A 22,387-nucleotide genomic window follows, 5' to 3' on the forward strand; every position below is an offset into this window, starting at 1 on the left:
TCCAAAAAATTATAATATAATCGATTCGTTATTTTTTTACTTTTTTTCCAATTACAAAATACATTCTTGTATTTTCAGGAACATCACCATCACTATTACCTGCCATAATTATACTTTCTCCTTTTTTTGCTATTCTTTTAAAAAGTGACATTTTAACACCTCCTAAATTAACATCATCTCCTGTATCTTTATAATCTTTAGTTAAAAATACTGGTCTTTCTACACGATCATCATGACCAACATAAATAATCATGTCTTTACCTGCAATAAATTGTAATTGATCTCTTGCCCAATACTTACCATCAGAATTCGGAACTCTAATGTATTCTGAACCTACCAAATATCTAGGAATAACAGTATAATTATGTTCCATATCTGTATAGGCTTTTTTACCCCAATGTACATTTTTTCTGAGTGCTGCTTTTCCATTTCCTGTGTAACTAAACTTGGTAAACAAATCGCTTTTGTTAACTCTTGCAGGGTTGTAAGGTTCAGTTTTTGGTGTGTAAATTGGCAAAGGTTCTTCAAAATTAGCATCAACTTTAAATTCTTGAGGTAATAATTTTGACAATCCGTTATCAATAGCCACAGATTTAGATGTAATAGTAATCGTATCTGATTTTAAACCTTCTGCACTAGCGGTAATGGTTACAGTTCCAGCTTGTAACATAGAACGAATTGCCAAACGATTAATCCCTGCTTCTGCATCTAAAAATAAATTGTTTGTGGTGTTAGCTTTTCCACTATTGTAACCACCTCTCCAAATTCCAGGACCAGAAATAGTAAAATCAACTTTATTTCTACCTAAAGGATTTCTATGACCTTCTTTATCTACAATTTCAAAATCAACTAAAGCGATATCAGATCCATCTGCTAACCATCCTTCTGGACCCACAGTTGATGATAATTTAATTGCAACTGATTCTCCAACCGTTTTTTTAGTTTGAGAAACCAATAATTTGTCATTTAAATAACCTTCTACTTTAATTTCTCCTTCTTGGAATTCAACATTAGGGAATTTATACAAATACCCACTATCAGCTTTGTCATCTATTGCTATTAATTTATTGTTGATGTATAATTTTACTTTTGTACAGTTAGAAACTACATACATTGTTTTTTTTGTACCTGCTTCGTAATTCCAATGACCAACTACATGAATTTGAGCTTCTGGTCTCCACATTGCTTTTGTGGTGTAAAAAGCTTCTTTTTTTAATCTTACAGCATCTACCTCGCCACTTGCTCTGGTAACCTCTGTTGGATTTCTTCCACCATGAGTACCATCTGAAAACACCCAATTAGCACCTCCACTGTGATACGATTTCTTTCCCATTTTACCCCACCAATCTTCTACTTGACGAATCGCAAAAATTTCTGAACCAATTTTATAAACGTTTCTTGAGATGTTAGGATGGGTCCAAAAATTGTCATCAGGGGTAAATTTATCCCAAACACGTCTTGCACCTTCGTCTCTTAAATATTCACTTTCAATTAGCGGTAAATGTGCATATTCTCTTTGCCAACCTTCCGTACCAATTTCAATAGAAATATATGGTTCTGAATCTTCTTTTACATCTGCTCTTCTATTTCCCATTAAACGTTTTCCGTGAGGGTCATAGGTATTAATAATATTTAAAATTTCTTTGTAATGTGCTTCGGTTTCTGCCCAGTTACCACCTTCCCAAATAAAAATAGATGGGTGATTTCTATAATACACAATCATATCTCTAAACGCAGCAATTCTAACATCCCAAGTTTCACCTTCATCTTGAGATTCACCACTTACACCTGGCATTAAAGTTACAAAACCATATTTGTCTCCCATTGCAATTTCTGCCGGTGAACCAGCACAATGTCCCCAACGTATAAAATTACCTCCTGCTTCATCCATTAAACGATAGGTAAATTCTTTTAACCAATCTGGTTGTGCTGCTCCTAAACCTGCCCAACCAGCAGTAGGTTTTTGTCCCCAACCATGTAGTTTAGCATACTCACCATTATTATGAAAACCTGTATCTTTATCAAACTTAAAAGTTCTAATTCCTAAAGGCGTTGTGTAAGAGTCTAATTCTATTTCATCTTCTTTTAATGTAGTAACAACTTTATACATGTATGGTTTACGAGTGTACCATAAATTTGGTTTTTTTACTTTATTTTTTGTCGAAAAGGTAAAAGTTTCTCCTGGTTGTAATACTTTTTTCTTCTTTGAAGTACATACTGTTTTTCCATCAGCATCAATAATTTTAGCTTCAAAAGTGATTGTTTTTTCTACTGATGATTCATTGATTGTTTCTGCAGAAACATAAATATCTGCTTTCTTTTTCGATATGTTTTCTGCGTGAACATAAGTACCTACTGTTTTTAAATTATCATATAAAGGCAAAGTAATATGAACAGAATTCATAACATGTAAAAATACATTTCTATAGATTCCTCCATGATTTGGATGCCAATGTTCATGGTGCCAAACTAAAGGAAAGTTTTCTCTAAAATGTTCTCCTCTATCATTGTTTACTTTTACTGCTATGATATTCTCTTTATCTCCATAATTTAGGTGTTGAGATATGTCGTATCCAAAAGGAATAAAACCTGTTTTATTGGTTCCTATATATGTTCCATTGATGTACACGTCTGCTATTTGACGAACAGATTCAAATTCTATGTAGATTTTTTTACCAGAATCTGTTTTTGGCACTTTAAAATGTTTTCTATACCAAACTGTTCCTCTAAATTGATTTTTCTCTCCTATATGTTTACCAATACTTAAATCATCAAAAGTATCTGTATCATTAAAAGTATGAGGCGTGCTTATTGTAGACCAAGTTGCATCATCATAATCTACAGCTTGTGCATTTGTAGGATTTGCTTTTATAAATTTCCAATTTGGATTAAAATTATATTTTGTTCTACTCTGTTGCGCATTTAATTGCAACACATAACATATAAATGCAAGTACAATTATTGATTTCTTAATCATTTTTATTATTGAATTTTAAAAAGTTCTTTAGCTTTTTGATTGTTAAATTTTGCTGTGTTATAAAGAAGTATATAATCGACACTAAATCGTTTTGATCTTCCTGAAAGCGTTATTGTATATTTTTCTCCTTTTATAAGTTTGTAAATAAACTTGTTATAAACATGTCTGTCTTTTTCTGCAGTAGATGCCCAATGCCATTGTAATTCTGAAGTTTCATCATTACCATCTTGTAAAATTTTGATGTTTTTTTGCAATGCTTTCTTTGATAGTTTTGATCCGGATTCAAAATTTCCAGAAAGTCGAACAAAGGCATCATTACACCAATCACTTTTTACACCTTCTAATCTTTTGCTAGACATTAGCATTAATTGAAAATCTCCTGTTGTAGGTGCAGTAAACTGATAAATTAAAGGAGAATTGGGTTTCCCGGTAATGGGTTTATTTCCCATAAATTCTAAATAAGCATCTCCAGAAGCTCTCTCTATATAATTTTGGTCACCTTTTTTAACCAATTGCCATTTTTGTAAATCTGATACTGTTTTTTCTGCCTCGATAAAAACATAGTCTTTGGTATTAATATTATTTCTTAAAAATTGATTGGTTTTACATCCTAAAAATGTAAAAATTGTCAATAAAAATATTGTGATTAGTTTATTTATTTTCATCTATTACTACTTATCAAAAGTAAATTTAGAAATAGTAAAACAAAACTTTATCCTGTTGTGTTTGGCCAAAAAAAAAACACCAACTTAAAATTAGTTGGTGTTTTTATTTGAATTAGTTTTAACATTAAAATCCTACTCCAGGTGCTTCTGGACTTTGAGCTTGAGATTTTTGAGGATTTAATATCATATAGGTTCCTAAAGCAGTTAATGCTGCATATTTACCATAATTACCTATTTTTTTTATAGCTTCTTTACGTGTAATGTCTTGCTCTTTATTTTGGGTGTTTTTTATGTTTTTATTCATGGTGTTTTGTTTTTGACGTTAATTAATAATCGATTATTCTAAAACTATCTTCTTGTTCAGTTTTCCAGTTTCAGTTTCTAATTGAACAACATAAACACCTTTAGACAATTTTGGTAAAGAAATTTCTTTAACACCATTAGCACTAAAAGAGTGACTTAGCACTTGTTTCCCTAAAACATTGTATAATTTTAAATTAGTTTTTCCTTGAGATAAACCAACAATTTTTAAAGTTGTATTACTAGATTTATATAAACTAATGCTTTTTAATAATTCTGATTCTGTACTTAAAACATTTTTAGCAGAAGTATGTATGTAAAAACGTCCGTCTGTAGTCTTTTCTGATACTATAGCAGTATATTTAGCATCCGCTTCATCTAACCTAGTAAACGTATTTTTTAATTTATCTTCTAAAAACACTTTGTAACCAGTTGGTACATTTAAAGTTTCTGCAGTAAAAGAAATTTCTGAATTTACTGCTGCAGAAATTCCTACAGGTACAATCATATCCTCTAAATTATTATTAGGTAAAGATTGTATTGCTAATTTTTTACTGGTGTTATCATCTAAAAGATGTGTATAAACTTCTAAAGTAGAAGAATAACCACCAAATGTTGAGCTATCAAAACCATTATCAAAAGAAGTGGTTGTGTTCTCTAAATAATTAACTAAAGTGCTTGTAGTTCTTCCTTCATTTTCTATAGATAAGTCGATAGAAAAATTACTGCTAGAAGATTTTAAAAATGTATCACTATTAGATGTGTGTGTCTGCATTGCCTCTGTGAAACTAAAAGACGTAGATGCTGCATTAGTTTTAACAAAGAAACCTTGAAGAGGACTAATATGATATGCGCCACTAGACTGATTCTTTGTAATCCATGTTTCATTATCAGAATCCCAAAACCATAAGGTAGGTTCTGTTAATTTATCAGCATTTACAGTTAATACATTATTGGTTGCTTCTACGGTATCATCGTTTCCATATAAATAAGTTGGGTAAGGATTTCCTACCAAATTGAAACCTGCATTAGCTAGAGAAACAGGAACATCTGCAGAGTGTAAATCTCCTTGAAAAACCACATCGTGCTTACTATCTGAAGTATTAGCTGGGTCTTCATCTGATTTTGTAGCCCAACCTATTCCACTACCCCAAGTAGGTCCTGTACCATAACCATCATTAACGTATACGTATTTACCAGTTGTGCCTGCTGGTGCCGCCGCATCAAATGCAGGTCTAGAATCATCATAAGAACCAAAAGCATGTTTAGTGCCTACTTTAACTGTGTAATTTCTACTATCATCTAATGTTTTAAATTGTTTTGAATTATTTAAACCTGATGAAACTAAAGTCCATTTATCTTCTGATAATCTTTTGATAATAGTCGTTTTCTTACCAGAGAGATAAGACCCACCAAAAGTTACCGTAGAAAAGTTACCGTTTTGGGCGTACAAAATCATTCCATCATTAGACTTATCAAAAGAAATATCATCAGTAACTGTTAAAGTATTATTTTGTCTTAAAATTAATTGCCCACCTTGACCAGCTGCACATGTAATTGATTTTGCTTCTGCGGCTCCCATACCAGATGGTATTGTTATTATATGCGCACCTATTACAACGTCATACTCTGCGGTTGGTGTTGTACTTGGTGTAGTTGCAGCTGTTCCAGACACGGTCCATGTCGAAGCTTCATTCCAATTTCCTGTTCCATTAGATGTCATTGTTGGCGGAATAGCAGCAGATGAAGCAGATACTATAACATTATCTAAATTAAGAATTGCTGATGCAGCATTTGTTATTGTAATATAATTTATACCTGTAGTTAAAGCAACACCTGTAACTGTTTGTGTGCTATAACTACTAGTTGTAGCTGTATTGTTTCCAGAAGCATCGTTTCTAATTAATGTAAATGAAGCCAATGTGGTAGAGTTACCTCCAGTGGCATCTGTAGAATTTATTGTTATTGTATTGTCGTTTGAATTTTTAAAATACGTGAACGTAAAATCATAATTTCCATCTGCTGTAACAGTTACATTATTAATTATAGTACCGTTTACACCAGCACCACTTTCACCATCTCCATCAACCTCTTCGGTACGGGTTTTTCTAAATCCTAATACTATATTATTTGTTCCTCCATTTCCAGACCCTACAATATTTCGCTCAAAATGGTTGTTATTTTGTGAAAGATCACCATTCTCAACCTCAATGGTTCCTGGTAATGTAGTTTGGCTATAAAGTGCAGAACAATTTATAACAAGTACAGCAAAAAATAATTTTTGTAAAATTTTTCTCATAATTGTGTTTATTAAACCTAATAACATTGGAGGGAAATGAATTATTAGGTAAGATTAGTATTGTTAATTAACACAATTTTAACAATTTAGAAACATAGTAGTATCCTGTACTATTATGTGTTAGGGGTAATTTTGTAAATATTTAGGTTAAAATATCACATATTCTAATTGAAAGTATGTTACCAAATGTATTAGTAATTAATGTTTCTGGGAAGAAAAATTATCGTTTATAAAAAAAGCAACCTTTAAGTTTTTACACTTTAAGGTTGCTTTTTAAAAGTTTATATTTTAATTTTTTAAAACGAGTTAATCTTTAATTGAATTGTGTGTTTACCTGGTGTTAACCTTACTACTTTAAATGCAGAAGGAACACTTTTTCCGTTATGAATAAATTCTTTTCCTTCTGAACCATTTAAAGAAAACTCTGCTACCATATTACCTGGAATTTCAATTTCGTAGGTTTGCAACCTCTTACCATTATAAGTATAGTTTGCTTTTATTGTTCCTCTAACGGTAGGCACTTCTATAGAGCTCTTTTTTAAATTACTCATTTGAGGTTTAATAGTAGCAACACCAAAACCAGCTGTTTTTGGTTTTATACCCCATAAACCTCTAGGAATTACATTTGCAGGTACTGCACCCCAAGCATGGTTCCAATCTAAGTTATTTTTATATTGATTATCCCAAGCTTCTAAAGTAATTGTAGAGCCAATTTTAATCATATTATACCAACTTCTAGATGAAGTATCTGTTAATAAGTCTAAAGCATAATCTTCTTCTCCTGCATTGTATAATCCATCCATTAGAAATTGAGCTCCGTAAACACTACAAGCCATTCCTCTAGATTTTACAAAATTCACTACAGACTCGTAATGTTCTTCTGGCACTAAACCAAATGCTAAAGGCATCATGTTTGCATGTAAAGAAGCGTGATCTGTGCCTATTCCATCAACATAAATTCCTCGTTTTTTATCAAACATTTGTTCGTTTACTGCTTTTTTTGCTTTAATTGCTCTGTATTCAAAATCTAAAGCTTCTTGAGTTTTTCCTAAGATTTTAGCAAATTCAGCCATAATCTTCATGTTTTCATAGAAAAATGAGTTAATTACTGTACTGTAAGGTTTAAATACAAATCCATCACGCTCTCCTTTTGTTTTACTTCTGTTAAAGTTTTTACCTGGCCAATCTACAATATCTGTTAAAGGTTTTTTATATCCTTCAGGAAAACCTAACTTTTTCATAAATGCCTTATCAACTTTAGTCGAAGTAATTAAACCGTCTTCATTAGATAATTCATACAAAGATTTGTGTTTTAATGCATCATAATAACGCTCTACCAACTCCGTATTTCCGGTATACATATAATCTGCATAGATTAATAACGGAACATGTTGCTGCCATTCTGTTGGCCATGTTGGATGTTGCATAAAATACTCGATAGTTCTTCTTGCCATAGCAAATTCTCTATCTGTTGTGTAATGACTTAACTGATTTAAGTATGCATCTGCTTCATAAGGAATACGTTCTCTGTCTCCATCTACATACAATCCATTAAATGTTGTTGCTTTGATTGAGTATTTACATAAATCCCAAACTTGATCTAAAATAGTATTATTACTCTTAAAGCTACTTGCATCTTCATCCCAATAGGTATGAAAGGCTAATTGCGTAAAATCTTCTGCTTTTAATTCTCCTCGAAAACCTTCTATTTCTGCATATCTGTAAGGAACTAAAGGAGGAAAACCTTTTGGTAAAGGTATTGCCTTATTAGGCCTTGTATTTCTTTCATCCGTTTGTACTTGAATCTGATATTGAGTTTTTCCTGGTTTTACATCTACCTTTAATTCTTGATAACGAATATTACTAACTTTTGGAGGCGTTCTATTTACACTTCCATTATCATTAACCATTTCTCCAACTCTTACAGTAAGTGTATGCGGTGTTTTTGCATTGTAGTTAAAATTAAGGGTAGCAAAAGCTGCTTTTCCAAAATCCATAACATATAAATTCCCTAATTTTTTAAACTTTTTAGGTTTTATTTTAGCAGTAATAAATTTATTTTCTGTAGATATAATATAGCTACTGCTTTTACCTGTAGTAAATTTCTGAGGTGCTGCATAATCTACCAGTCTGTTTGCTTCGTCCCAAATTCTTACTTTCCAGAAATACGTTTTTCCTATTTCTAAATCTTTCCCTTCATATTCTACATCTGTAGATTTTGATGATGCGACTCTTTTACTATCCCAAACATCTCCGTTATTAGCATCGATAATTTCTTTGCTAGAAGCCACTAAAATTTGATATGCTCCTTGGTATTTTGCACCTAGAGGAACTGTCCAACCAAATTCTGGTTTTAAATCAAAAATTTCTACATCAGTTCCTGGTTCTCTAATTAACTCAACAGTTAAATCTGTTGGAGCGTCTCTAAAATGATTACTGTTCTTTTTGATTAATTCATCTGTTTTAGCTCTTAAATTTGCTAAAACTTTTCTGTATTTTCGTTTACCTACAAGGTTTTTGATTTCTTGTGGATCTTTTTCTAAATTATATAGTTCTTCGATAGTCTTATCATTAACATATCTAAAGTATTTCCATTTTTTAGTACGAACACCCTCACTTGGCGGAATGTTATCAAAATCCCAAATATGTTCTATTAAAATTGTATCTCTTTCTATTGATTTTTTTTCTTGTCTAACAATTGGCATAAGGCTTTTACCTTGCCATGTATTTGGTGCTTTAATACCTGCTAAATCTGCAATGGTTTTAGTAACATCTATATTTAAAACCATATCATCTATATCTTGATGCTTGTTTTCTCTAGGATCAAAAACAATTAATGGCACTCTTATAGAATTGTCATACATTAACCATTTTCCTGCAAACTGACGTTCTCCTAAAAAGTATCCGTTATCACCCATTAAAATAATGACTGTGTTTTTATCTTGACCTGTTTCTTTAAGTTTAGCACGTATTTTTTTTATTTCTAAATCGATACCAGAAATCATTCTATAGTACCCTTTTAAACTATGCTGATATTTTTCTGGCGTATCATATCTCCAAGTCCAACGTAATCTGTTAAATCCATCTCTTACAATCTTAGGTTGTGCTAAAAAATATTTATCTTCTGCTAATTCAGGTTCTGGTATCGTTGTACCACTTAACATCGCATCTAATGGTTCTTGCCAAAAATATTGCTTAGGCGCACCATCGTGCGCATGAGGTGCACTAAAACTTATAGATAAACAAAACGGTTTCTTGTTACTTGCATTTTTATCTATAAAATCTATTGCTTTTTGACCTGTATATCTAGTTAGGTGAACAGTATCATTATCTATAGTTTTATAATAATAACCTCTTCTATCTTTAAAACGATTATTTCTGTCGTAAGATTCATATTCATCAAATTGTTTGTCTAAATGATTATACCTTGTACCGTATTTACCATAAAAACCCGTATAATAACCGCTATCTTTAAGTAATCTTGGATAAGAGTTATCCATATACTCATCTCTTACATTACCTGTTTGAAAATTAAAATTATGCGCTCTTTCATGTAAACCAGTTAAAATACTTGTTCTACTTGCTGCACAAATTGGTGTAGTAACAATAGCCGAGTTAAAATAAGTACCAGATTTTGCTAAATCGTCCATTTCTGGAGTTTCAACAAATTTATTACCAGCATAACCAATTGCATCAAAACGTTGATCATCAGTTAATATAAAAATAATATTAGGTTTTTCTGAATTAGAATTGCTTTGTGCGTTTATTAAGCTATAGAAACTTAAAAAAAGTAATAAAAAACTGCGCTTTAACATATGGTCTTATCTTAATTAAATCTTATTAATTTCTGAATATTGTTTATGGATAAAAATATATCTAGTACTTTTAAATTGCATCCTGCCCTGTCCTGAAAAAAATCAAGTATAATACTAATTACCTACTTTCAATATAAAAATTAATTTAGTACTATTTTTTAGATATAAATGATCATTTCATTCTAAAACGAACATAAAAAAACCCTCTATAAAATAGAGGGTTTTATTGAATTTTATTTTAAATATAAATTTACATTTCTGGATTTAACAATACTTTATCGATAGCATGTATAACACCTCCAGCAGATTGTATGTCTATAAAATCTACATCAAAATTAGCAACTCTACCTCTAGAGTCTGTTAATGTTAAATTATCAGGATTGATATCAATAGTATTTCCTCTTAAAGTTTCTACTGTTTCTAACTCTAAATCTTCTGAATTTATAAATTTACCATTTACAATATGCATAGCTAATACAGCAACTAAAGTTTCTGGCTCTATTTCTTGTATAGAAGCTACACCTAATTCTGATAATAAGCTTGAAAAAGCAGCATTGTTAGGTATAAATAAAGTTAGTTTTCTGTCTAAGTTTCTTAATAAATTTTCTAATTCTGGCGAGTTTCCTTCTTCATTTACAAAAGTATCAGCTCTATTTAATGCTTCTAAAAAACTAGAGAAATCTGGATTTTGTTCTATTAAAGTTACGTTACTAGGAAGACCAATTACAGTATCTACAATATGTAATACACCATTATTTGCTTCTACATCTGCAGTAGTAACTTTAGATTCTCCGTTTAAAACAACACCATTAGAAACCTCTACATACATACTTAAATTTTGGTCTGTATCTTCTCTAAAAGCTCTAGTTGAAACATATCCAGAAGATAAGCTACTAGATAAAAATTTACCAGTAACAATATGATTTAAAACTACACTTTCTAGATCTTCATAAGGTAAATCTTCGATTTCATCAATTCCGTTTTTAGTAAAGAATTGTTGAAAAGCATCATTTGTTGGTGCAAAAACTGTTGTACCACCAGGAATATTTAATTCTGATAACAATTTAACATCACCTTCTTCTTCCATAATTCGCATTGCAGATTCTAAAATGCTTAAATCATCTCTAAAGATTATAAACTGTGTAATTGTCTCTGGATTTTCTACCAACTCTGGCTCAAACGGTATGTAAACAGCATCGTCTTCAGGCAAGTTACAAGAAACAAGCAATAAAGAAGCTAGCAAACCTGTAAAAAGAAATTTTATGATTTTATTATTTTTCATTTTTTATATTTTTTTAAGCTAGATTAATTAATTAAATACTTTTAAATTATTTTAATCTACGTTGTAATTTTCGTAAAAAGGAATCGGATGATATCTAACAGGATCGTTTAAATAGTGACCAATACCATTATTAAAAACATAGTTATGTGATCTTACTTTTTCATTAAACCCAGGACCAACTGCTGTTGATATTAATGGAGATGAAATTGGATTTACTTCCATTTTCCATTCTATATTTCTTCTAAAAACTATTTCTGTGCTACTGTTAGACAAGCCTGTTGGCAAACCATTTACATCTAATGTTAACGCAGGTAATATCGTTTTAAAAACAAAGTTTTTATCAAAAATTGTAAGCTTAGGTACTTGCGCAACTTTTTCTGTAACTATATGATATTTTAATACTGCTTTTAACATATTAAGTTGTTCTTCTGATGTAATAGCAGCCATTACTTCGTCTGCATCTACTCTAGCAGCAGGACTTTGTGTTCTTCCTGTAATAACTCTTAATATATCTCTATCTCTATTACCACCTGTAAAAGCATTATTGTTTAATAAAAGATAAGTTCTTTCTGTTGATGTTTGATTATATAAATCTTCATAACCTACACGCTTTATTGCTGCAATCATGTAATCTAATTCTTCACCATCTAATCGTTTTCTACCTTGATCATCAACTAAACCTCCAGAAGTTCTTGTTTGAATATGCTCCCAAGCTGTCATATTTTGAAAAGGGTCTGCAAACGTATTTTCTGGTTGAAAATCGAAAGGTTCTTGTAATTCTAAAGTACATGAGTTAAATATAACTGCTATTAAAGCAACTCCTATAATTTTTAAATATGTTTTCATATTGTCTTAAATTTTTAAAATTAATTTAACCACCCCGGATTTTGGTTTAACAAAGGATTTTCTCTTAAATGATCAATAAAAATTGGCCATATTATTCTATCGCTAGTAAGAGGAGTTACTTCTCTTTCTTCTAGTATTGGGTTCATAACATCGATAGCTCTGTCATTTCTTACTAAATCCCACCATCTTTTACCTTCACCAAACAACTCTAATTGTCTTTCTACTAATAAAAAGTCTAATTGTGCATCAAAATTGTCTCCAAATTCTTCATCCGTAGCTAAAGGCAATTGTCTTGCTGTTCTAACTTGATTTATTAACTCTAAACACTTAGGCGCATTTTGCAATTTTAATTCTGCTTCTGCTAATAATAAAATCATATCAGCATAACGATATACTGGTAAGTTAGTATCATCGTCATTAGGGTTTAAGTGAGATCTATTTTTTACCCATTTAGCACATCTTGCTTCACCAAACTCATCACTTCCTAAACCATCTTCAAAATCTCCACCAAATCTAGTTGCAAACTGTCTCCAATCTCCATAAATCGGTTCGATAATTGTAGAACCGTCATCTAATTCTATCTCTCTTGTAAATACTGGCAATCTTCTGTTTGTAGCTGTATACTTATCTGCCCAACCAAGAGAGTCTATTGGAAATCTTTCTGCCCATTTAGTCTCTGCTTCTTCAGACATTACACTAATTGCTGCACCTGCCATGTATGCTCTTGCAACACCAGAAGTTGTTTCTTCTAAAGCATAATGAACAGAAAATATTAATTCTGGACCTGCTTGAACTTTTCCAGGTCCTTGAGGAAACTCTGCTGTACTTGGTTGATTTATAAATAAATCTTGCCAAGCCTCTGGTGTTTGTACCAAACTATGAGATCCTAAAGCTATTAAATTTTCTATTGCATCTTTTGCCAAACCTTCTTCTTTAATCCACATATAAACTTCTGCTTGTAATGCAAATACACTGGCTTGAGAAAATCTAAATTCTCTTGAAGGTGTTGTTATTAATTCTTCTGCCTTTTTCATATCAGGAATTACAACAGTATTCATAACATCTTCATAAGAAGTTTGTGGTTTTTGCGTTTCGCTGATCGCCGTAATTGATTGTAAAAATACAGGTACATCTCCCCAAACTCTTGCCAAATCAAAATATATTTTAGCTCTCATTGCATAAGCTTCACCTAATAAATCTTTATCTACACCATCAATATTAGGTCCTGCATTAATAACTCTATTTACTCTATCTATTACAGTATAAAGATTAGCCCATCTTAACAAACCTTCTCCTGGATCTATTGTACTATTATGTAAAGAATTTCTAGAAGTATTGTTTCCATTTGGTTGAAAATTGTCTGATCTAAATTCACCAACATTAAGGTAAAATTGACTATATGCAACTTGTAAACCATCATAGGCACCTATTATACCTGATTCTAATTCTGCGTTATTAGAATAAAATCCATCAGGAGATATTTCACTTACAGGAAGTTCTTGAACGAAATCGTCACAAGAATAAAGTAATCCTATAGTAGCACAAAGCATTAGTGCTTGTTTTATTTTATTTGATATATTATTTATATTCATAACTTTTATTTGATTAAAATTGTGCTTTTAAAGTAAGTAAAAACTCTCTATCATTAGGATATCTTAAGGCATCTTCACTTGGTGTTAAAGGGTTCCCTCTACTACCAAACTCTGGGTTATAACCTTCATAGTTAGTCCAAGTTAAAAGATTGTTTACCGCAAAATTGAAACTTAAACCAGTAATACCTATATCTATCTGTTTTAATACATCTTTAGGAAATTTATATCCTAAACGTACATACCTCCATCTAATAAAACTTCCGTCTGAAACGTATGTACTATTCGCTGTACTATTTGTAAAATCAAATCTATTTTGGTTTCTAGCTCTACCTGCTTGTAATATTGGATATTGAGCAATATCACCTTGATTTTGCCAAGCGTTATCTAATCTATCAGGAGATACTGTTAATACTGTTGCTCTTAAACTATTTCTATCATGGTCATATCTTCTGTAGATTTCGTTACCATAACTATAATCAAATAAAGTACCTAAAGTCCAATTTTTATAAGTTAAATCGTGGCTAAATCCTCCGTAAGTTGTTGGTAAACCATTACCTAAAACTTGCTCATCATCACTATTAATTACAAAATCTCCATTAGCATCATCCCAAATATAATCTCCACCCTTCAAAATATTTCTAGTAGAACCGTGAACTAATTGTTTTATCTCACCATCTAAAGGATATTGCTCACCGTTAGCCATATTATAAGTTCCTAAGAAAAATCCGTTAGAATCAAAGTTTGGAAATAATCTATCTCCTGATGGAGTAAATGCATTCGACTCATCATATTGAAAAACTCCATGATTTTTATAACCCCAAATATTTCCTATTGGAGATCCTTCTTCTGTTATAAAACGACCTGTACGAATTGGAACATCAAGCTCTTGAACTGTATTTTCTAATAAACCAATGTTAAACCCAGATCTCCAAGAGAAATCTTTTGTTTTAAGTATAGTTCCACTAATTTCAAAATCTATACCTTGATTTCTAACAACACCTCTATTTTCTCTAATGTTATTAAATCCAGATTCTTCTGGTATTTCTGTATTTACCAACAAACCATCTGTTACTTTTCTCCAAAATGCTAAAGAAAAGTTTAATCTTCTACCTTTAAACATACTCATGTCTAACTGCAGGTTTGTAGATTCTGTTTCTTCCCATCTTAAGTCTGCATTACCTAATCTACTAGGTGCAAAACCTGTTTCTCCATTATAATCTGAACCTGGCACAAGAGAACTAGTAAAGTTATAATTTGGTATTCTATCATTACCTACAATACCATAACTTGCTTTAACTAATAAATTTTTAATTACAGAATTTCCTCTTAAGAAATTTTCTTTACTAACTCTCCATCCTGCTGTAACAGATGGAAAAATACCATACTTATTATTTGCTCCAAATTTTGAAGAACCATCTCTACGGATTGTTGCCCCTAATAAATACTTGTTTTTATAATCATAATCAAAACCTGCGTATAAAGAAAATAAGCCTGTAGATTCTTTTTGAGTTGCATCTCCTCCAGCTGTATCAACTAAAAGAAACTCTGGATCTGCGTTATTAAACGTTTCTATTAAATCATTAGAAAATCTAGAATCAATTTTTAAATTATCAGAAACTATTTTTTGTATTTGCATACCTGCAAAAACACCTAAATCATGATCACCCCATTGCTGGTTAAAATTTAAGGTATTATCTTGTTGTATTCTTGTTGTTAATTGATGTCTTTCGCTACCTGTAGGGTTACCATCTGCAAAGTTTCTAGGATCTAAAATAGAAGGAACAAAACCTTCTCTTTTATCGTAAAAGAAATCAGCACCAACAGTTGATCTTATAGACAAAGAAGGTAATACTTTATATTGAGCATAAGTATATAAATTCGCTCTGTATCTTTTTCTGTCATTTTTTCTTAAAACAGCATTTTGTATAGGATTTAAACTAAATTTACGAGGAGAACCTGGAGTAAAACTTCCATCTGGTTCAAACAACGGTAAATATGCTACTCTATTCAAAAGGTGACCTAAAACAGGACCAGAAGTAGTACTATTTGTAAATTCATAAGATAAATTAATTAAAGTACCTGTTTTAAATTTTTCATTTGGTGTTAAATCTAATTTTAAACGAGTATTTACTCTTTTATGACCACTATTTATTATGATACCAGATTCATTAAAGAACCCTGTATTCCAATAAAACTTTACCTTATCAGAACCACCACTTAACGCAACGTTTACCTGGTTTCTTAAGGCAGGTCTTGTAACTAGCTTTTGTATGTCTGGAGAATTTCTACCAACTAAACTTAAAGAATCTCTACCTGCACCAATAAAACTACCACCTAAGTTCATTCTTCTTTCCTGCTCTATTCTTTGAGCTGCATTAGGCGCTGGTAAATTTCCAATAAGCTTATTTACCCCTGTAACATTTGTAATACTTAATTGTATTTTACCAGATTTACCTGTTTTTGTTTTTACAATTACCACACCATTTGCACCTTGCGCACCATAAATTGCTGTAGTTGCACCATCTTTTAAAACCTCTAAAGATTCTATATCATTTGGATCTATATTATCAATATTAAAAGTTTGCTGACCATCTACAACATATAACGGCCCTGTGTTACCCGCAGTAAAAGTAGAGACACCTCTAATTCTAATATCAAAACCTTCACCAGGACCATTGTTAGAAACAATTTGAACACCAGACATCTTACCTTGAATACCTTGCAAAGGATCTACCGGTGCTGCTTGCTGAATAGATTCTGCTTTTACAGTAGAAACTCCTCCTAATATTTTATCTCTTTTTACTTCTCTAAAACCAATTACAACAATTTCTTCTAAAGATTCTGATGAGTCTTCTAAAACCACATTAATCGTAGTATTATTTCCAACAGAAACCTCTTTTTGTTTATAACCTAAATAAGAAAAAACTAGTGTTTTTTGTCCTTTTTGAAGCGTAATAGAATAATTACCATCAAAATCTGTACTTGCACCATTTCTTGTTCCTTTTTGTAAAATATTTACACCTGGTAAAATATTTCCACTATTATCTGACACTGAACCCGTAATTCTTTCTTGGGCTTCTAGGTTTAAAGTTGTAAAACCCGAAAACAAGAGAAATAATACCAGAATTATCCTCAATGATGGATTTCGCTTTTTAAAAGTTTGTTTCATGTTTAAAATTAGTTTTAATAAATTGTAAATAATAACTATACCATAATGTTAATTAACACAATTTTACAAACTATGGACTAAATCAGTATCCTGTACTATACTGAAATATATATTATTTTAACTTATTTATATTCAATATTAATTTCTATTGATAGTTAGCTAAAAGATTTTTTGACATTACCTTTGTACACTTCAAAGATTACAGATAAATAAAAATAACTATGAACACTTTTCTAACCAAGAACTTTTTACTTAAAAACGATTTTGCAGAAAAATTATATCACAATTTCGCTAAGAAAAACCCGATTATAGATTATCACAATCACTTGCCTCCAGATCAAATTGCAAATGATAAACAATTCGAAAATATTACACAAGTTTGGCTATATGGCGATCATTATAAATGGCGTGCAATGCGAGCTTTTGGTATAGATGAAAAATATATTACGGGTAATGCTACAGACAAAGAAAAGTTCTTAAAATGGGCAGAAGTTGTTCCTTACACTATCAAAAACCCACTTTTTCATTGGACAGCTTTAGAATTGAAAGCATATTTTGATATTGATGAAATTCTGTGTCCTGAAAACGCTGAGGAAATTTATGAAAAAACTTCTAAAATTTTACAACAAAAATCTCACTCTGCAAACGGTTTGCTAAAAATGCAAAATGTAGAAAGTTTATGTACAACAGATGATCCTGCAGATTCTTTAGAATATCATATTGCAATTCAAAAAGATGCTTCAAAAGTTCAGACATTTCCTACTTTTAGACCAGATAATTCTCTTGCAGTTGAAAATACCAAAACCTATAATCAGTATTTATCTAAACTTGAAAAATTATCGAAAGTTGACATAAATAATTATGATGATTTATTAAAGGCTTTAGAAAGTAGGATTAACTTTTTTAATGATAATGGAGGTAGATTATCTGATCATGGTTTTGAGCAGTTGAACTTTTTTGAAAAAGAAATTTATGATGTACATTCCTTGTTTGGAAAAGTAAAAAACAATGAATCTCTGACAGATAATGAAATTGCCTTCTTTAAATTTAAAACAGTTATTGAGTTATGCAAAATGTATCATAAAGTTGGTTGGACACAACAATTTCACCTAGGTGCAATCAGAAATAATAATAAAAGATTACTTGATCAACTTGGGCCAGATACTGGCTTTGATTCTATTGGAGATTTTTCGCAAGCTCGCGCTTTAAGTGGTGTCTTAAATAAATTAGATAGTACAAACCAATTAGCAAAAACAATTGTATATAATTTAAATCCAGCAGATAGTGAAGTTTTTGCAACCATGGTTGGAAATTTTAATGATGGTACCATAAAGGGTAAAATGCAATACGGTGCTGCTTGGTGGTTTTTAGATCAAAAAGATGGTATGGAAAAACAAATTAATGCATTATCTAATTTAGGATTATTGTCTTGTTTTGTAGGTATGTTAACAGACTCTAGAAGCTTTCTATCTTTTCCAAGACACGAATACTTTAGAAGAATTTTATGCAATATCATTGGTACTGATGTTGAAAATGGTGAGTTACCTGCAGATGAAGAATTTCTTGGTAAAATTATAAGTGATATTTGTTATCATAATGCAAAAAACTATTTTAATTTTAAATAAAATGGATACTATTAAATGGGGAATTATTGGCTGTGGTGATGTTGCAGAAATAAAAAGTGGTCCTGCTTTTCAAAAGGTAGCAAATTCTGAATTGGTTGCAGTAATGAGAAGAAATAAAGCTAAATCTAAAGATTTCGCCAAAAGACATAATGTACCTTTTTTTTATGATTCTATAGACGATATTATTAATCATCCTGATATCAATGCACTTTACATTGCTACACCTCCTTCTAGTCATCTAGAAATTGCAAAACAATGTTTAAATGCTGGTAAATTTGTTTACCTAGAAAAACCAATGACTATGAATGCTGATGAAGCCATAGAATTGGAAAAGATAATTACTGATAATAATAAAATAGTAATTGCACACTATAGAAGAAACCTGCCAGCTTTTCAAAAAGTTAAAGAACTTTTAAACACAAACAGTATTGGTAAAATACATTTTACTGATATTACTATTTTACAATCTACAACAAACAACATAATTGCAAAAACAGAAGATAACTGGCGCCTAAAACCAGAAACTTCTGGAGGTGGGTATTTTCATGATATTGCACCGCATCAAATCGATTTAATGCTTCATTACTTCGGAAAAATTAAAAATGTACAAGGTTTTGCTACCGCAACAAAAAACAATAAAGTTGCAGATATTGTAAACGGAATTATAAACTTTGAAAACGGTGTACAATTTAGAGGAATTTGGAATTTTATTGCATCAGAAAATGATGTAAAAGATCAATGTATAATTTATGGTGAAAATGGTTCTATCACTTTCTCTTTTTACGGTAAAAAAGTGATTTTAGATACTACCAATAAAAAAGAAGTTTTTTCTTTTGAAAACCCCGTACATGTGCAACAACCTTTAATAGAAGAAACGGTAAAATACTTTTTAGGAAAAGCGAAAAACCCTTGTACTGTAAAAGATGGTGTTGATGTTATGAAAATCTTAGATAGATTTACTACTCAAGAATAAACTAATAATATCCTTTCTTATAAGTTGTAAATCTATCTAAACTTTAATTGACAAGATATATTTTTTGGGAAACTAATAATATTATATCAAATCAAAAGCTCTTGGCAACCAAAGTGTCAAATCTGGAAAATAGGTAATTAACAACAATACGCCAATCATTACTAAAAATAAAGGTAATAATGGTCGTATTACTTGTTGTATTTTTAAATCGGCAACACTACAGCCTACAAAGAGCACAGAACCTACAGGCGGAGTACATAATCCGATACATAAATTCATAATCATTATAATTCCGAAGTGAATAGGATCCATACCTAAACCTGTTACTATTGGTAAAAAAATTGGAGTAAAAATTAAAACTGCAGGTGTCATATCCATAAATATTCCAACAAATAGTAAAATCAAATTAATAATAATTAATATAACAATTGGATTATCACTTATTGATAATAATGAATTACTAATTTCTTGTGGTATATTTTCATAACTCATTACCCAAGACATGGCAATAGAAGTTGAAACTAACAGTAAAACAATTGCAGATGTTTTTACTGTTTCTAATAAGATTGGGGAAACATCTTTAAATGTAATTTCTTTATAAACAAAACCTAAAACTAATGTATAGATTACAGCAATAGCAGATGCTTCTGTTGCTGTAAAAATTCCGGCAACTATACCACCAATAACAACAACTAATAGCATTAAACTAGGAAAAGCGTCTACAAATCTTTTAAAAAACTCTTTAAAACCTACTAATTTATCTGTAGGATATTTTTTTATAATAGAATATATTAAGGCAACAATCATTAAAGCTAAACCGATTAATAAGCCCGGTATATAACCTGCAATAAATAAAGCAGCTATAGACACACCTCCACTTGCTAAAGAATAAACAATAAGTACGTTACTTGGTGGAATAATTAATCCTGTTGTGGCACTTGTAATATTAACCGCGGCACTAAAAGATTTATCGTAACCATCTTTTTCCATCATTGGATTCATAAAACCACCAATAGCAGAAGCTGCTGCAACAGCAGAACCAGATATTGCACCAAACAACATACAAGAAATAATGTTTACAAATGCCAAACCACCCGGAAGTGGACCAACAATTGCTTTTGCAAAATTTATGAGTCGCACCGCAATACCTCCTCTATTCATAATTTGACCTGCTAGTATAAAAAACGGAATTGCAGATAATGTAAAACTATCTAATGAAGTTGCCATTCTTTGCGCTAATGTTGTTACAGATGGTAAAAAAGGCATAGCACTTAATAATGTAAACAAAGCTGCTAAACCAATAGCAAAAGCGATAGGAACTCTTAAAGATAAAAAAATTAAAAAGCTAACAACTAAAATAAGGACTTCAACTAAATTCATAATTTATGCTTTGTTTAATTTTCGTAAATTTAAAAGTGTATCAATACTATAGTAACATATTAACATACCAGAAATAGGTACTATCATGTAAATTATTCCAAGAGGGATTTCTAAAGTGGCAGAAGTTTGACCAAATTGAAAACTTAACTGTACAAGCCTAATGCCACCAATTATCATCACTGTAAAAGCAAAAAGAGCTATAGATATAAAAACAACTCCGTTAAAAAAACCTTGTTTTCTTTTTACTAAGTCTTCTGATATTAAATCGATTGCTAAGTGAAGGTTTTTGCCTGCAGCATAAGCAGCACCTAATAAACCTAACCAAATTAATGAAAAACTTGATATTTCGTCTGTAATTGTGCTGGGTGCTCTTAAAACGAATCTAGAAAAGACTTGCCAAACAACACTAACTAACATTAGTAATAATATAAAAAGAACTACCTTTTCTAAAACGCTATCTATTTTTGCTCTCATTATTGTTTATTTTTTATAGAACTTATTAATGTTTTCATTTCTTTATTTTCATCAAATAAGCTCAAAATCCCCTTAGTTTGCTCTTCGAAAGGCTTTTTTTCTGGGTAAAAAATCTGCACGCCAGCAGCTTTTACAGCAGCTAAAGATTCTTTTTCTGATGCTGCCCATAATTTTCTTTGAGCTATAGTGCTAACCTTAATTGCCTTACTAACCCACTCTTTTTCTTGATTGCTTAAGCGTTTCCAAGTATCTGTACCAATTAATAACACATCTGGTACAGATGTATGCTCATCTAAAGAATAAAACTTACAAACCTCGTAATGTTTAGAAGTATAAAAACTAGGTGGATTATTTTCAGCACCATCTACAACTCCCTGTTGTAATGCTGTGTATAATTCTCCCCATGAAATAGGTGTTGGCGAACCCCCTAAATCATTTATCATAGCAACTGCCATATTACTTTTTTGGACTCTAATTTTTTTACCTTTTAAATCTTTAGGCATTTTTACTGGTGCTTCTTTCATATAGAAGCTTCTACTACCAGCATCATAAAATGTTAAACCACGTAATCTAAATCTTTCTCCTTTAAGCAATAAATTTTCACCAATTTCGCTATCAAAAACACTAAACGTATGTGCTTTATCTCTAAACATATAAGGAATACTAAATACTTTATATTCTGGAATAAAGTTTTCTAGAACAGCTGCAGATACTTTAGTAATATCTAAACTACCTATTTGCAACAGTTCTAAACATTCTCTTTCTCCTCCTAATTGTCCACTAGGATAGATGTTTACCTTAATTTTCCCTTTAGATAGTTTATCTAATTCTTCTCCGAAAATTACCATAGCTTTATGCACAGGGTGTTGCACATCTAAAGTATGTCCTAATCTTAATGTTTTTGAAGATTTTTCTGATTTACAACCTAAAAAAAGTATCGTTAAAGTCAAAAAAAATATGAATTGAAAGAAGTGTTGTTTCCTCATTATG

Annotated in this window: 14 protein-coding genes; 2 read left to right on the forward strand and 12 right to left on the reverse strand. The window is 30.9% G+C overall.

Annotation, left to right across the window (positions count from 1 at the left end; all coding sequences use genetic code 11):
* Positions 1–28: 28 nt before the first annotated feature.
* The 9 genes from B5464_RS06010 to B5464_RS06050 all read right to left on the reverse strand — a co-directional run bounded on the left by B5464_RS06010 (position 29) and on the right by B5464_RS06050 (position 16,945).
* Positions 29–2,977, reverse strand: coding sequence for a glycoside hydrolase family 2 protein (locus B5464_RS06010; protein WP_079737622.1), 2,949 nt, complete (start codon positions 2,975–2,977; stop codon positions 29–31).
* A 5-nt stretch (positions 2,978–2,982) separates the two neighbouring features.
* Entirely contained in the window at positions 2,983–3,609 is a 627-nt protein-coding gene (locus B5464_RS06015; RefSeq protein ID WP_154066943.1) for a hypothetical protein, read from the reverse strand.
* A gap of 157 nt (positions 3,610–3,766) precedes the next feature.
* Positions 3,767–3,946 (reverse strand): hypothetical protein, encoded by a 180-nt coding sequence (locus B5464_RS06020; RefSeq protein WP_077810495.1) that lies wholly within the window; start codon positions 3,944–3,946, stop codon positions 3,767–3,769.
* Between the two features lie 33 nt (positions 3,947–3,979).
* Positions 3,980–6,241 carry a T9SS type A sorting domain-containing protein gene (locus B5464_RS06025; RefSeq protein WP_172830864.1) on the reverse strand — a complete coding sequence of 754 codons (2,262 nt, stop codon included), beginning with the start codon at positions 6,239–6,241 and terminating at the stop codon, positions 3,980–3,982.
* Between the two features lie 296 nt (positions 6,242–6,537).
* The gene (locus B5464_RS06030) at positions 6,538–10,056 is read right to left on the reverse strand and encodes a sulfatase-like hydrolase/transferase (protein WP_079737625.1); all 3,519 of its coding nucleotides are present in this window, start codon (positions 10,054–10,056) and stop codon (positions 6,538–6,540) included.
* Between the two features lie 250 nt (positions 10,057–10,306).
* A complete protein-coding gene (locus B5464_RS06035; RefSeq protein WP_079737626.1) occupies positions 10,307–11,338 on the reverse strand; it encodes a fasciclin domain-containing protein in 1,032 nt (343 codons plus the stop codon).
* Positions 11,339–11,389: 51 nt separating this feature from the next.
* Positions 11,390–12,184 carry a hypothetical protein gene (locus tag B5464_RS06040; protein ID WP_079737627.1) on the reverse strand — a complete coding sequence of 265 codons (795 nt, stop codon included), beginning with the start codon at positions 12,182–12,184 and terminating at the stop codon, positions 11,390–11,392.
* Positions 12,185–12,204: 20 nt separating this feature from the next.
* Positions 12,205–13,776 carry a RagB/SusD family nutrient uptake outer membrane protein gene (locus tag B5464_RS06045; protein ID WP_079737628.1) on the reverse strand — a complete coding sequence of 524 codons (1,572 nt, stop codon included), beginning with the start codon at positions 13,774–13,776 and terminating at the stop codon, positions 12,205–12,207.
* Between the two features lie 13 nt (positions 13,777–13,789).
* A complete protein-coding gene (locus tag B5464_RS06050) occupies positions 13,790–16,945 on the reverse strand; it encodes a SusC/RagA family TonB-linked outer membrane protein (RefSeq protein ID WP_079737629.1) in 3,156 nt (1,051 codons plus the stop codon).
* A 221-nt stretch (positions 16,946–17,166) separates the two neighbouring features.
* Between B5464_RS06050 and uxaC the strand changes: the two genes are divergently transcribed.
* Together uxaC and B5464_RS06060 are read left to right on the forward strand one after the other, a co-directional pair.
* Complete coding sequence (uxaC, locus tag B5464_RS06055; RefSeq protein WP_079737630.1) at positions 17,167–18,570, forward strand: glucuronate isomerase; 1,404 nt, start codon at positions 17,167–17,169, stop codon at positions 18,568–18,570.
* A 1-nt stretch (position 18,571) separates the two neighbouring features.
* A complete protein-coding gene (locus tag B5464_RS06060; protein ID WP_079738984.1) occupies positions 18,572–19,543 on the forward strand; it encodes a Gfo/Idh/MocA family protein in 972 nt (323 codons plus the stop codon).
* Between the two features lie 81 nt (positions 19,544–19,624).
* Here the strand turns inward: B5464_RS06060 and B5464_RS06065 are convergent, their stop codons facing one another.
* From B5464_RS06065 to B5464_RS06075, 3 genes are read right to left on the reverse strand one after another with little or no spacing between them, the layout of a single operon-like run.
* The gene (locus B5464_RS06065; protein ID WP_079737631.1) at positions 19,625–20,923 is read right to left on the reverse strand and encodes a TRAP transporter large permease; all 1,299 of its coding nucleotides are present in this window, start codon (positions 20,921–20,923) and stop codon (positions 19,625–19,627) included.
* 3 nt (positions 20,924–20,926) lie between these two features.
* Positions 20,927–21,397: a TRAP transporter small permease gene (locus B5464_RS06070; protein ID WP_079737632.1), complete on the reverse strand. Its 471-nt coding sequence runs from the start codon at positions 21,395–21,397 to the stop codon at positions 20,927–20,929.
* Complete coding sequence (locus B5464_RS06075) at positions 21,397–22,383, reverse strand: TRAP transporter substrate-binding protein (RefSeq protein ID WP_079737633.1); 987 nt, start codon at positions 22,381–22,383, stop codon at positions 21,397–21,399. Before B5464_RS06075 ends, B5464_RS06070 begins: the two co-directional genes overlap by 1 nt.
* Between the last annotated feature and the right edge of the window lie 4 nt (positions 22,384–22,387).

This window comes from Polaribacter sp. KT 15 (assembly GCF_900143115.1).
In the GTDB taxonomy this organism is placed as follows: Bacteria; Bacteroidota; Bacteroidia; order Flavobacteriales; family Flavobacteriaceae; genus Polaribacter; species Polaribacter marinaquae.

Bases quoted from the DNA above. Each gene is read 5' to 3' on its own strand.
- B5464_RS06010 (WP_079737622.1), bottom strand. From the start codon at position 2,977: ATGATTAAGAAATCAATAATTGTACTTGCATTTATATGTTATGTGTTG.
- B5464_RS06020 (WP_077810495.1), bottom strand. From the start codon at position 3,946: ATGAATAAAAACATAAAAAACACCCAAAATAAAGAGCAAGACATTACA.
- B5464_RS06025 (WP_172830864.1), bottom strand. From the start codon at position 6,241: ATGAGAAAAATTTTACAAAAATTATTTTTTGCTGTACTTGTTATAAAT.
- B5464_RS06030 (WP_079737625.1), bottom strand. From the start codon at position 10,056: ATGTTAAAGCGCAGTTTTTTATTACTTTTTTTAAGTTTCTATAGCTTA.
- B5464_RS06035 (WP_079737626.1), bottom strand. From the start codon at position 11,338: ATGAAAAATAATAAAATCATAAAATTTCTTTTTACAGGTTTGCTAGCT.
- B5464_RS06040 (WP_079737627.1), bottom strand. From the start codon at position 12,184: ATGAAAACATATTTAAAAATTATAGGAGTTGCTTTAATAGCAGTTATA.
- B5464_RS06045 (WP_079737628.1), bottom strand. From the start codon at position 13,776: ATGAATATAAATAATATATCAAATAAAATAAAACAAGCACTAATGCTT.
- B5464_RS06050 (WP_079737629.1), bottom strand. From the start codon at position 16,945: ATGAAACAAACTTTTAAAAAGCGAAATCCATCATTGAGGATAATTCTG.
- uxaC (WP_079737630.1), top strand. From the start codon at position 17,167: ATGAACACTTTTCTAACCAAGAACTTTTTACTTAAAAACGATTTTGCA.
- B5464_RS06060 (WP_079738984.1), top strand. From the start codon at position 18,572: ATGGATACTATTAAATGGGGAATTATTGGCTGTGGTGATGTTGCAGAA.
- B5464_RS06065 (WP_079737631.1), bottom strand. From the start codon at position 20,923: ATGAATTTAGTTGAAGTCCTTATTTTAGTTGTTAGCTTTTTAATTTTT.
- B5464_RS06070 (WP_079737632.1), bottom strand. From the start codon at position 21,397: ATGAGAGCAAAAATAGATAGCGTTTTAGAAAAGGTAGTTCTTTTTATA.
- B5464_RS06075 (WP_079737633.1), bottom strand. From the start codon at position 22,383: ATGAGGAAACAACACTTCTTTCAATTCATATTTTTTTTGACTTTAACG.